We start from the raw sequence: 12,098 nt of genomic DNA on the forward strand, positions 1-12,098 counted from the left end.
AATACTAAATCAAGCTGACATTGTCAAGAAGTTTTTTCCAGCCAAACTTCTTTTTTCCGCCCCCAGCGACTCGGAAAAACTCTCCGCGTCAAATGGGACGCTGGTTATAACAACTATCTCCACCACCGTCAATACCTTTTTTTGTTCTTTTCTCTGCTTTTTTCGATAATCCCAAAAAATACGTTGTTAATCCGACAGTTGAATCAACCATAAAATCACTCGTATGTACGGTTGTCGAATATGCGACGCGTCTTCCGCTCCGAGCGCGGCAATGTACCCGCCGCCAACACCTCAACAGTGCACGATACCAGCATGGTGTGCTTGATACCGGCCGCAACCGCCTTCACAACCCGCTCATCGGGCAGCGCGGCGCCGTTGTGTGCCCGCTCCACGCGCACCAGCATGCTGTCCCGGCCGTCGGGACCGCGGTCGAACAGCACCTGGTATTCGCTGCCGATCCCCGGGACACGGTTCAGGGCCTCATCGATCTGGCCGGGGTAGATATTGACCCCGCGGAAAATGGTGACGTCGTCGGAACGGCCGAGAATCCGGTCGTGGCGCGGCATGAAACACCCGCAAGGGCATTCCCCCGGCAAAAGTCGGGTCAGGTCGCGGGAACGGTAACGCATCAGCGGCGCTCCCTCTTTGCACAGGGTGGTAAAGACCATCTCCCCGATCTCGCCGGGGGCGGCAGGTTCCAGGGTCAACGGGTCGAGCACTTCGAGGATATAGTAGTCGGCCCAGTAATGGATGCCGCTGTTCTCCCGGCATGACAGGCCGGTGCCGGGGCCATAGACTTCTGTAAGCCCGGTGACGTCGTAGATATCTTCAACGCCGAGGCAGTCGCGCATGGTGTCGAGCATGGCGCTGCTGGAACGCTCGGCGCCCAGAATGATCTTCCTAAGGTTGAGCTTATCTTTCAACCCTTTTCGCTGAACTTCCTCCGCCAGCAGCAGCCCCATGGAGGCCGTGCAGCAAAACACCGTGGATTGCAGATCGATCAGAAAGGCGGTTTGCAGTTCAAGGTTGCCGGGGCCCACCGGCACCGCCAGGGCGCCGAAACGTTCGCAGGCCTGCTGAAAACCGATGCCGGCGGTCCAGAGACCGTATCCCACCGCGATCTGCACCCGGTCCTGGCGCGTCAGGCCGGCCAGTTCGTAGCAACGGGCGAACATGGTCTGCCAGTCTTCCACATCCTTGCGGGTATAGCAGAGGACCTTTCGCTTGCCGGTGGTGCCGGACGAGGCGTGGATGCGCACCAGGTCGGCGAAGTCGGCCGCGCGCAGGGCAAAGGGATAGCCCGCAGCCAAGTCGTCCGCCGTGGTAAAGGGGAGGCGACGCAGGTCGTCCAGGCTTGTGATGTCGTCCGGCCCGATCCCGGCGGCCGAGAGGCGCTCATGGTAGAAGGCAGAATGTTCGAAGGCATGCCGCACCGTCCACTGCAGGCCGCGTAGCTGGTGGGCAGGGAGTTCTTCGATGGTGGTGATCTTCGGGGGAAAATGATTCAACATAGCAGGTATCAGCTCCGTGAATAATCAGTGACACACATGGTATCAGGCTGCGCCGGCACCGGCGGCAAGGGCTGCCAGGGCCCCTTCCAGCACGGCGGGTTTGTCGTGCAATTTCCGCCGAAGGACATTAGCCAATTCATCCTTCGTACAAAAAAAACGGCCCATGGACAGGGCTCGACCGAGGACGATCAGGTTGACCGCCTGGGGGTTACCCAGTTGCAGGGCCAGCGTGTCGGCATCGATGGTAACAACCCCGGCCCGGGGGAATGGCTCCACGGCATTGGCCGTTATCCAGCCGTCCGGTTTCAGAAAGGAATTGTGAAGTTTCACATTCCCCGGTTTGAGGGCGATCAGGCCGTCGGCCTGGCCCGGACGCACCAAGGGGCTGGAGAATGCCCCGACCTTGAGGTGGGAGATGACGATGCCGCCCCGCTGGGCCATGCCGTGGGTCTCGGAGGTCAACACCGGTAACTCCTTGGCAATGGCGGTCTCCGCCAGGAGCCGGGTGATGAAGAGGATTCCCTGCCCCCCGACCCCGGAGATGATCAACTGTTGGGATATCATGGCTTCCCCCCTTCCTGACGGATCGCCTTCACCGGGCAGACATCGAGACAGACCCCGCAGCCGCTGCAGATCATGACATCCACCACCACCTTGCCGCTGGCCTCATCGTAGACCAGTGCCGGGCACTCGAACTGGCTGGTGCAGTACCGGCATCCGGTGCATGCGGCATCCACAACCGCCTGGGGACGCTTGGCGTGCCGGACGCTCTTGTCCACCAGACAGGGGCTTTTGGCAATCACGACCGCCACCCCCTGGTCACGGGAAAAGGCCAGCGCCTCCTTGATCTGGGCGGTGAAGGCCGGTAGATCCAGCGGGTCGGCGCTACGGCAGAATTTCACACCGCAACCGGCCACAATCGAGGCGATGTCCACCGCTTGACCTGCGGGGGTACCCTGGGAGGGGGTCGGCTGGTTGCCGGTCATGGCGGTGGTGCTGTTGTCCAGGATCACCAGGACAAAGCGGGCCCCCTGCACCACGGCGTCGATCAAGGGGGGGATACCGGCGTGAAAAAAGGTGGAGTCGCCGATGGTGGCCACAATGTCGCGTGGTTGGCCGGTCACCCGGTAGGCCTGGTAGAATCCGGCAGCCTGGCCGATGGCGGCCCCCATGCACAGGACCGTGTCCACGCCGCCCAGATTCACGCCCAGGGTATAACAGCCGATGTCGCTGGGGTAGATTCCCTTGGGCGCGGCCTTCTTGATGGCATAGAAGCTGGCCCGGTGCGGACAGCCGGGGCAGAGGGTCGGGCGCTTGCCCGCCTCCGGAGCCGCTTCGGGCAGTTCCGGCAGCGGCCGACCGGCGAACCGGGCCAGAAGCCGCTCAATCGTCTCGGGGAGCAGTTCTCCCGCCTCGGGAACAAAACCGGAAAGCTTGCCCTGCACCCGCCGGTAGTCGCGAAGTTGCATCTCGATCACCCCGGCGGTTTCCTCCAGCACCAGCACCTCGTCATAGGCGGTGCGGATCTCCTCCACAAAGGCGCTGTGCAGCGGATAGGGCTGAACGACCTGGTAAAACGCAAAGGAATCCCAGAGGCCGGAAGCGCTCGCCACCTCTTGCGCGTGGGCGGCCGACACGCCCGAGGCGACCACGGCACGGCGGGTCCCAGGGGCGTGATTCAGGCAGCGGGGCGCGGTCGGCCCATAGGCGGCGATCCGTGACAAGGTCTGGTTGAGTTTGACGTGTAATTCATAACGGAATTTTGGGGTGGCGGCCCAGCGTTTGGGGTCTTTGCGGAAATCGGCTGTGCGTTGCAGATCCTGGACGGGACGGAGAAGGATGTCCTGACAGGCGTGACAGACCCTGGTGGTGGGGCGCAGCATCACCGGCACCCCGAACTCCTCGGACAGTTGGAAGGCCAGGCCGGCCATCTCCCGCGCCTCGGCCGGGGAAGAGGGGTCAAGAACCGGAATCTTGGCCTGCATGGCCACCAGGCGGGAGTCCTGCTCGGTCTGGGAGGAATGGGGGCCGGGATCGTCGGCGCTGATCACCACGAAACCGCCCACCGTACCGAGATAGGCGGCGCTCATCAACGGGTCGGAGGCGACGTTCAAACCCACCTGCTTCATGGCGGTGGCGGCGCGCAGCCCGCTCTGGCTGGCGGCATAGGCGATCTCGAAGGCCACCTTCTCGTTGACCGCCCATTCCACGTGCATGTTCGCCCCCTCGGCCTTGCGCCAGGCGTCGATGGCGGAAAGGATCTCGGAGGCGGGCGTCCCCGGGTAGGAAGCGGCCACCACGCAGCCGTTCTCCACCAGACCGCGGGCCATGGCCTCGTTTCCCTGCATCAATATCGGTTGTTGTTCCGGCACATGCCTCTCCTCTATCCATAACGTGCAAAGCGCTTATTCTCGTAACGTGAGACGGCTTTGTCAATACAAAACCGGCGAGGGCAAAAGCAAACGGCGACCTTTGGGGGCCGCCGTTTCGATTTACACTCTGTATGCTTATGTACACGTTAATGTCAGTAAATCTCGAAGAATTCACCGGTTCCCAGCTTATGCACCTTCATCAGATTGGTGGAACCGCGCGCCTCCACCGGCAGCCCCATGATGATGACGATAATGTCCCCCTTGCGGTAACCGGCCGCCAGCATGTTGCGTTCAACCGCCATGATCTGCTGGTGCATGTCCGCCATACTGCCGATGCCGGTGGCGCTCACCCCCCAGTAGATGGAGAGCCGCCGTTGAATCTCCGGCGATGCGGTATAGGCGATGATCGGGATATGGGGGCGAAAATGGGAGATGAGCGCCGCCGTGCTGCCCGATTGGGTGAAGACGGCGATGGTCTTGGCCCCCAGGCTGGTGGCCGCCCGGCATGCCGATTCGGCGACCGCCTGGGCAATGCTGGGCGTTGACAGGCTTTTATCCACGGTACTCCAAAAATCGGCGTTCTCCACATCCTGAGCGATGCGGACCATGGTCTCCACCGCCTCGATTGGGTAATCGCCGGAGGCGGTTTCGGCGGAAAGCATGATCGCATCGGTGCCGTCCACAATGGCGTTCGCCACATCGGACGTTTCAGCCCTCGTCGGCCGCGGATTGCGGATCATGGAGTCCAGCATCTGGGTGGCGGTGATAACCGGTTTGCCTGCCTCATTGCAGGCCTGAATGATCTTTTTCTGGAAGACCGGCACCTTCTCGGCCTCGATCTCCACCCCCAGGTCGCCGCGGGCCACCATGACGGCATCCGTCGCCTGGAGGATCTTCTTGAAATTCTGCAGCGCCTCGGGCTTTTCGATCTTGGCCACGACCGGCGTGTTTTTCCCCTTCAGGTAGATGATCCGCTTGATCTGCTCCACATCCTCGGCGGTCCGCACGAACGAGAGCGCCACGAAATCCACCTCGGCATCCAGGGCAAAGTCCAGGTCGGCCAGGTCTTTCTCGGTCAGGGAGGGGGCCGATACATTCACGCCCGGCAGGTTGATCCCCTTGTTGTTCTTCAGCACGCCGCCGGTTACCACCGTACAGCGGACCCGCTCCCCGTCGATGGCAACGACCTTCAACTCCATCAGGCCATCGTCCAGAAGAATACGCGATCCCGGATGCACATCCGTGGGGAGGGAACGGTAGATCGTGGGAATAAGGCCGTCGCGGCCAAGGATGTCCTCGGTGGTGATGACCACCTCCTGCCCCTTGGTCAGGGTCATGGCATCGTTCGCCATCTTGCCGGTCCTGATCTTGGGCCCTTGCAGGTCGGCAAGGATGCCGATCTGGCGCCCCGCCTTTTCGGAGGCCTGCCTGATGGTATGGATCAGTTCCAGTTTCTGGGCGTTGTCGCCGTGGGAAAAATTGAGACGAAAAATATCCACTCCGGCCGATATGAGCCGGGCCACCATGTCGGGCGACGAACTGGCCGGGCCGAGGGTGGCTACGATCTTGGTTTTGTGTACTGCGACTGCGGTTCTTGGCATTCATGCTCCTTCTGTGGAACGCCCTGTTCCGGGCGCTGTAATATATCAGTTACTTATGGTTGCTCTGTCGCACGTAATTCAATGTCCCCCCGGCCAGCAACTCCCTGCGCTGGCGCTCGGAGATATTCAACTGCATCATGACCTGTTTGTCCCCCACTTGTACCGGCACCTCCTCGGCGCCGCTCTCCACCAGACGCCGCAGGTCCGAGAAGGAGACCCGGTCCCCCTGGTTGAACAGATCGTAATCGGCCGGGTTCTTGAAGGTCAGCGGCAGGATGCCGAAGTTGACCAGGTTGGCCTTGTGGATGCGGGCAAAGCTCTTGGCCAGCTTGGCGCGGATTCCCAGGTAACGGGGTGCAAGGGCCGCGTGCTCACGGGATGACCCCTGGCCGTAGTTCTCGCCCCCCACGACCACTCCGTTGCCGGCCGCCTTGGCCCGGGCCGGAAATTCCGGGTCAACCTGTTCGAAGACATGCTCGGCGATGGCCGGGATGTTGCTGCGCAGCGGCAACACCTTGTTGCCGGCCGGCATGATGTGGTCGGTACTGACATTATCCTCTAATTTAATGACCACCTCTGCCTGCAACGTATCCGGCAGCGCCTCGAATTCCGGGAACGGCACGATGTTGGGGCCGGTCTTGATCTCGACGGAGGCGGTATCCTCCAGGGGAAAGATAATGCCGGAATCGTCCAGCAGATATGTGGAGGGGTTCTGCACCGCCGGATAGGCCTTGATGGTCCCCAGCTGGCGCGGATCGGTGATCACGCCGTAAATGCCGGCGGCAGCGGCGGTCTCCGGGGAGCAGAGATAGACCTTGTCCCCTTTGGTGCCGCTCCTGCCCGGGAAGTTACGGGGGAAGGTGCGCAGTGAAACCTGGTCGGTGCCCGGCGCCTGCCCCATGCCGATGCAGCCCAGACAGCCGGACTGGTGAATGCTCGCCCCGGCCATCAACAACGTCACCACCCCGCCCTGGTCGGCCACGTTTTCCAAAACCTGGCGGCTGCCCGGGTTGATGTGGAACGACACCTGAGGCGCAATGCGCTGTCCTTCCAGGATGCGGCAGACGGTCATCAGGTCGCGGAACGAGGAGTTGACCGAACTCCCCACCAGCACTTGGTCGACCTTGACTCCTTCCACCTCCCGTACCGTCACGACGTTGTCCGGCGACGACGGGCAGGCGATGAGCGGTTCCAGTGTCGACAGGTCGATCTCGTCGTACTCGTCGTAGGTCGCTCCCTCGTCTGCGGCCAGGGGTTGCCAGCAATCGCCCCTTCCCTGGGAGACCAGAAACTCCCGGGTCCGCTCGTCCGAGGGGAAGATCGAGGAGGTGGCGCCCAATTCAGCCCCCATGTTGCCGATGGTGGCGCGATCGGTGGCCGAAAGCGTGGCCACGCCCGGACCGTAGTATTCGATGACCTTGCCCACCCCGCCCTTGACCGTGTGGCGGCGCAGCATCTCCAGGATGACATCCTTGCCCGAAACCCAGTCGGGCAGGCGCCCCACCAGCTTGACCCCCATCACTTTGGGACAGGGGAGGTAAAAGGGGTGGCCGGCCATGGCCAGGGCTACGTCCAGTCCGCCGGCCCCTATGGCCAGCACCGATATGCCGGCAGCCGTGGGGGAGTGGGAATCGGCCCCCAGGAGCGTGATGCCCGGCACACCGAAGCGCTCAAGATGCACCTGATGAGAAACACCGTTGCCCGGCTTGGACAGGTGCACGCCGTACTTCATGGCGGCGCTGGTCAGAAAGGCGTGGTCGTCGGCGTTTTTATAGTCGGTTTGCAGCAGGTTGTGATCGATATACTGGGCCGCCAGCCCGACTTTAACCCGAGGCAGCCCCATGGCGATGAACTCCAGCATGGCCATGGTGCCGGTGGCATCCTGCAACAGCGTGTGGTCGATACGGATGGCAATCTCCCGGCCGGGGACCAGTTCCCCCTCCACCAGATGATGTTCGAGTATTTTGGTTGCAAGGTTCTGTGCCATTGTCATCATCCCCTTCCTTGGTAATCCATACTGTAATTAGTATATCAAATAACTCCATATTCTTAGCGGGCTATTGAAAAAATCAGGTTGTTCAAAAATAGTCAGATCGTCGCACCCGCAGAATGCCCTGAGGAGGCGTAGCAGCGCTACGTCGCACGAAAGGGTGTTCGAGGACGACGGCGAGATGGCTGTTTTTCAACAACCTCTCAGGCGTGAATCGCCTCCTTGTGCACATCCAGGGCCGCCTCCCGCACCGCTTCGGGCAGGGTCGGGTGGGCATGGCAGATCAGGGCGATATCACGGGCCGTGCCGCCGAAACTCATGATGGCGACCGCCTCGGCAATCAGGTCCGAAGCCCGCGGTCCGACGATGTGCACCCCCAGAACCCGGTCCGTATCCTGATGGGCCAGGATCTTGACGAACCCCTCCGTTTCATCCATGCAGCGCGCCCGGCCTAGGGCCGCAAAATTGAAGCGGCCGGTCCGGTAAGGGGTGCCGGCTTCCTTGAGTTGCTCCTCGGTCTGCCCCACCGTAGCGCCTTCCGGCCAGGTATAGACCACGCCGGGGATATATTCGTACTCCACCACCGCAACCTTGCCCGCCATGCGTTCCACGCAGGCCACTCCCTCTTCCGAGGCCTTGTGGGCCAGCATCGGGCCGGGGACCAGGTCCCCTATGGCGTAGATGCCCGGCACGGAGGTCTGGTAATCCGCATCCACCGCCACCCTCCCCTTCTCGTCCAGCCGCACCCCCACCTCTTCCAGGTTGAGTCCGGCCGTCAGCGGGCGGCGCCCCACGGCCACCAGCAGGCGGTCGCAATCGATCTCCTCGCTGCCGGTACCGGCGTTGTACTGGACAATGGCCTTGCTGCCGATGCGGCGCACCCCGGTGATGCGCGTCCCCAACTTGAACTGGATGCCCTGTTTGCGCAGGGAGCGGAAGAGGGTGTCTCCCGCCTGGCGGTCCATGACCGGCACGATCTGGGGCATCATCTCTATCACTGTCACCTGGGCCCCCAGGCGGCGCCAGACCGACCCGAGCTCCAGGCCGATAAAGCTGCCCCCGGCAACCACCAGGTGTTGGGGAAGCTCGTCGAAGCAGAGCGCCTCGCGGGCGCTGACCACCACCTGCCCGTCAAAAGGGATGCCGGGGAGCGTGGCAGCCTCGCTGCCGGTCGCCAGCAGTACCCGCGGAGCCTGGAGCTTCATGCTCGTTGCGGCGTCCGGCAGCAGACTCTGCTGACCGGCGGGCGTCGTTGCCTCCGCGAGCGCCACTTCGACCTCGTGATGACCAAGGGCGTTGCGCCCCACAAGCCTTCCTGCGCCGCGAACCCACTCGATCTCGTTCTTCTTGAAGAGGTAGGCGATACCGTCGGTATTCTTTTTGACCACGTCGTCCTTACGGCGCATCATGGCTTCCAGGTTGAGTTGGGGCGGGGCGATGTCGATGCCGTGCACAGGAAAGCGATCCCGCGCCACGGCAAAAAATTCGCTGGAATCCAGCAGAGCCTTGCTGGGGATGCACCCCTCGTTCAGGCAGACGCCACCTAGGGCATCGCGTTTTTCAACAACGGCGACCTTCATCCCCAGTTGCGTGGCGCGGATGGCGGCCACATAACCGCCCGGTCCGGCGCCGATGACGATAAGATCGAATATGTGCTCGGACATGACTGAATCCTCCATATCTATAAATAGGTTGTTCAAAAATAGTCAGATCGTCGCACCCGCAGAATGCCCTGAGGAGGCGTAGCAGCGCTACGCCGCACGAAAGGGCGTTCGAGGATGGCGGCGAGATGGCTGTTTTTCAACAACCTGCTACCCTTCCAGCAACAACTCCTCCGGGTCCTCAATATACTCCTTGACGCTTTTCAGGAACCCGACCGCCTCGCGACCGTCGATGATACGATGATCGTAGGAGAGGGCAAGAAACATCATGGGGCGGATGACAATCTGGCCGTCCCGCACCACCGGGCGCTCCTGAATGGCGTGCATACCGAGAACGCCGCTCTGAGGCGGATTGAGTATGGGGGTGGAGAGCATGGAACCGTACACGCCCCCGTTGGAGATGGTAAAGGTGCCCCCCTCCAGGTCGGAGATAGCCAGGCGATTGGTCTTGATCTTCTCGCTGAAACCGCTGATGGCTTGCTCCACCTCATGGAAATGGAGACGCTCGGCGTTGCGCAGGATCGGAACCACCAACCCCTTCTCGCCGCCCACGGCAATGCCGATGTCGTAGTAATGGTGGTACACGATGTCGTCGCCGTCGATGCTGGCATTCACGGACGGGAATTCCCGTAGTGCCTCAACGCAGGCCTTGACGAAAAACGGCATGAAGCCGAGCTTGACGCCGTGGCGTTTTTGAAAATGGTCCCGGTATTTGTCACGCAACGCCATGATGTGGCTCAGGTCGGCCTCATTAAAGGTGGTGAGCATGGCGGTATCCCGCCGTACCGCCACGAGGCGTTCGGCGATACGCTTGCGGATGGGGGACATGGCCCGACGTTCTTCCCTCTCGGCCGCGTAAAGGGGGGCCTCCTCCGAGTGGACCGTGCCAATGCCCTCGGCCGGCGCAGGCGGGACAGAAGCGACAGCCATGCCTTGGGGGGGGGCAGGAACAGCGGGAACATCCGGGGAGGGAATTGGTACGGCCACGCCCTGTTGAGATTTTTCCGCGATGCCGCTGAACAGGTCGTCCAGGGTGATGCGTCCCCCCTTGCCGGTCCCCACGACCGAGGCGGGATCAATCCCCTGTTCGCGCATTTCCCGGCGGGCGGCCGGCGACGATGGCGCAACGGCGGGGTCAGCCGCCAGCGCCTGCACCGGAGCTGCCGGTGCTGGTGCCGCCACTGTCGCAGACGGCACAACGGCAACGGCGGCCACGGCCTGTTGCTCGTCGATGGAGCCTATGACCGTGCCGACCGGTATGGTTGCACCCTCGGCCACCGCGACGGAGAGCACACCGGCCGCGTCGGCGTTGATGTCCAGCGTGATCTTGTCGGTTTCTATCTCGCACAGCGCTTCGTCCTTTTTCACGCTCTCGCCATTCTTCTTGAACCACTTGGCCAGCAACGCTTCCCGGACCGATTCGCCTACCTCAGGCACCCGTATTTCCATGGGCAAAACTCCTTAGAAAAGGTTCCATCATCGTTTCATGAGAACGGACGGTGTTTTATTTTAGCGCATTTTCCCCGATACGCCAGCAAAAACAAAGGGCGGCCCTGCTGCGGTCGCCCCTCTGAAATCAGTTATCCCCAAAAAACATTTGCCACAGAGCACAATAGACACGGAGGTAACAAAATCTAAAAAGTGCATCATCGGGGAGCTACGCGATGATTCTGCGTCTCGGCGAAGGTCCCGGGTGAAAAACTCCGTGATTTTTTCTGTGGCTTCAGGGCTCTGTGGCCCAACTGCCGTTTTTCATGGTTGTGTGTTTGAGACTATTTGCATTCCAGACCGGTCTTGAGGCTTGCCAGGTTGCTCCTCATCAGCGCGAGAAAAGTCACGCCATGTTCGAAATCGCTTTTACTGATATTGTGGGCGCCGTGCAGCAGCAGGACCGAGGCGCCGCTTTCCTTGGCGATCATCTCGGACACGCGCGGCGAGAGCAATTCCTCGCTGAAGACGTACTTTAGCCCCTTGGCCCTGACCTGTCTGACCAGCGCCATCAGCTTGGCCGGGGTCGGCTCGGCATCGGCGTTGACGGCGGACGCGGATTCGTACTGGAGGCCGTAACGGTTGGCGAGATAGCCAAAGGCATAGTGGCCGCCATGGAGAAAGGACTTCTTACCACAGGAGGACAACCCGGCCTTGTATTCGCCATCGAGCTTTTTCAGTTCCCCCCGGTAGGCATCGGCATTGGCCCGGTAATACTCCCTGTTGGCCGGATCTTTTGCCTCCAGGCCGGCTGCGATGTTGGCCACCATGATCTGGGCGTTGCCGAAGTCGAGCCAGATATGGGGGTCCATGCCGCCACCATGATGGTGGTCCCCTTCGTGGCCGTGCTCCTCCTTCTCCTCCTCAACGCCGGCCTTCTGGAACGCGACCCCCGCACTGGAATCCACCAGGGTGATGGTGCCGGTATTGAGCCCCTTCACGAAGCTCACCGCCCACGGTTCCATGTACGAGTTGGTGAAGATGAACAGATCCGCCTTTGCCGTGCGCAACGCATCTTCGGGCTTCGGCTCGAAGCTGTGGGCTTCCACGCCGGGCGGCAGGAGCAGTCTGACGTCGACCTTGTCCCCCCCGATGGCCCGGACAAAATCGTAGAGGGGGAACAGGGTGGTCACAACCACGAGTTTTTTGGGGCCGGCAGCAGGCGGTGGAGTGGTTTGTTTCTGACAGGCACCGGTAAATAGCAGGCACGTCAGCAGTGAAGCTGCGATGAGTATGTGTTTCATGTTGATCTCCTCGGGACAAACCAGGTATGTACGTCGGTGGAGCAAGCCGAACAGGGAGATATAAATAGAAATTATTTTCACTTGCTTGTCAAGCAGAGTCTTGACCGTGGAAATAAGAGGAGCCGGTTGGGGGCTGCTAACGGGATGCTTGAGATAGAAAATCAAAACGGTTCGGGGCAAAAAAGTGCCGGCATTCAGTTGCGAATGGCCGGCACTCTCATCAGTGTACTC

The 12,098-nt window shown here is 61.4% G+C and carries 8 protein-coding genes; all 8 read right to left on the minus strand.

Annotated features, from left to right (window positions below; all coding sequences use genetic code 11):
• Window positions 1–215 precede the first annotated feature (215 nt).
• On the minus strand, window positions 216–1,511 hold the full coding sequence (locus tag F6V25_RS03260) for a phenylacetate--CoA ligase (protein WP_151127221.1): 1,296 nt from the start codon (window positions 1,509–1,511) through the stop codon (window positions 216–218).
• A gap of 42 nt (window positions 1,512–1,553) precedes the next feature.
• Window positions 1,554–2,075, minus strand: coding sequence for an indolepyruvate oxidoreductase subunit beta (locus tag F6V25_RS03265; protein WP_151127222.1), 522 nt, complete (start codon window positions 2,073–2,075; stop codon window positions 1,554–1,556).
• Complete coding sequence (locus tag F6V25_RS03270) at window positions 2,072–3,883, minus strand: thiamine pyrophosphate-dependent enzyme (RefSeq protein ID WP_338045582.1); 1,812 nt, start codon at window positions 3,881–3,883, stop codon at window positions 2,072–2,074. Before F6V25_RS03270 ends, F6V25_RS03265 begins: the two co-directional genes overlap by 4 nt.
• A 152-nt stretch (window positions 3,884–4,035) precedes the next feature.
• A complete protein-coding gene (pyk, locus tag F6V25_RS03275; RefSeq protein WP_151127223.1) occupies window positions 4,036–5,484 on the minus strand; it encodes a pyruvate kinase in 1,449 nt (482 codons plus the stop codon).
• A 49-nt stretch (window positions 5,485–5,533) separates the two neighbouring features.
• The gene (locus F6V25_RS03280) at window positions 5,534–7,471 is read right to left on the minus strand and encodes an aconitate hydratase (protein ID WP_151127224.1); all 1,938 of its coding nucleotides are present in this window, start codon (window positions 7,469–7,471) and stop codon (window positions 5,534–5,536) included.
• Between the two features lie 206 nt (window positions 7,472–7,677).
• Window positions 7,678–9,138 carry a dihydrolipoyl dehydrogenase gene (gene lpdA, locus F6V25_RS03285; protein ID WP_151127225.1) on the minus strand — a complete coding sequence of 487 codons (1,461 nt, stop codon included), beginning with the start codon at window positions 9,136–9,138 and terminating at the stop codon, window positions 7,678–7,680.
• Window positions 9,139–9,285: 147 nt separating this feature from the next.
• Window positions 9,286–10,584 (minus strand): 2-oxoglutarate dehydrogenase complex dihydrolipoyllysine-residue succinyltransferase, encoded by a 1,299-nt coding sequence (odhB, locus tag F6V25_RS03290; RefSeq protein ID WP_151127226.1) that lies wholly within the window; start codon window positions 10,582–10,584, stop codon window positions 9,286–9,288.
• 323 nt (window positions 10,585–10,907) lie between these two features.
• The gene (locus F6V25_RS03295) at window positions 10,908–11,867 is read right to left on the minus strand and encodes a metal ABC transporter solute-binding protein, Zn/Mn family (protein WP_151127227.1); all 960 of its coding nucleotides are present in this window, start codon (window positions 11,865–11,867) and stop codon (window positions 10,908–10,910) included.
• Window positions 11,868–12,098 lie beyond the last annotated feature (231 nt).

The organism is Oryzomonas japonica (assembly GCF_008802365.1).
GTDB classification, from domain to species: domain Bacteria; phylum Desulfobacterota; class Desulfuromonadia; order Geobacterales; family Pseudopelobacteraceae; genus Oryzomonas; species Oryzomonas japonica.

Excerpts from the sequence above, each read along its gene's own strand:
- F6V25_RS03260 (WP_151127221.1), bottom strand. The coding sequence starts at position 1,511 with ATGTTGAATCATTTTCCCCCGAAGATCACCACCATCGAAGAACTCCCT.
- F6V25_RS03265 (WP_151127222.1), bottom strand. The coding sequence starts at position 2,075 with ATGATATCCCAACAGTTGATCATCTCCGGGGTCGGGGGGCAGGGAATC.
- pyk (WP_151127223.1), bottom strand. The coding sequence starts at position 5,484 with ATGCCAAGAACCGCAGTCGCAGTACACAAAACCAAGATCGTAGCCACC.
- F6V25_RS03280 (WP_151127224.1), bottom strand. The coding sequence starts at position 7,471 with ATGGCACAGAACCTTGCAACCAAAATACTCGAACATCATCTGGTGGAG.
- lpdA (WP_151127225.1), bottom strand. The coding sequence starts at position 9,138 with ATGTCCGAGCACATATTCGATCTTATCGTCATCGGCGCCGGACCGGGC.
- odhB (WP_151127226.1), bottom strand. The coding sequence starts at position 10,584 with ATGGAAATACGGGTGCCTGAGGTAGGCGAATCGGTCCGGGAAGCGTTG.
- F6V25_RS03295 (WP_151127227.1), bottom strand. The coding sequence starts at position 11,867 with ATGAAACACATACTCATCGCAGCTTCACTGCTGACGTGCCTGCTATTT.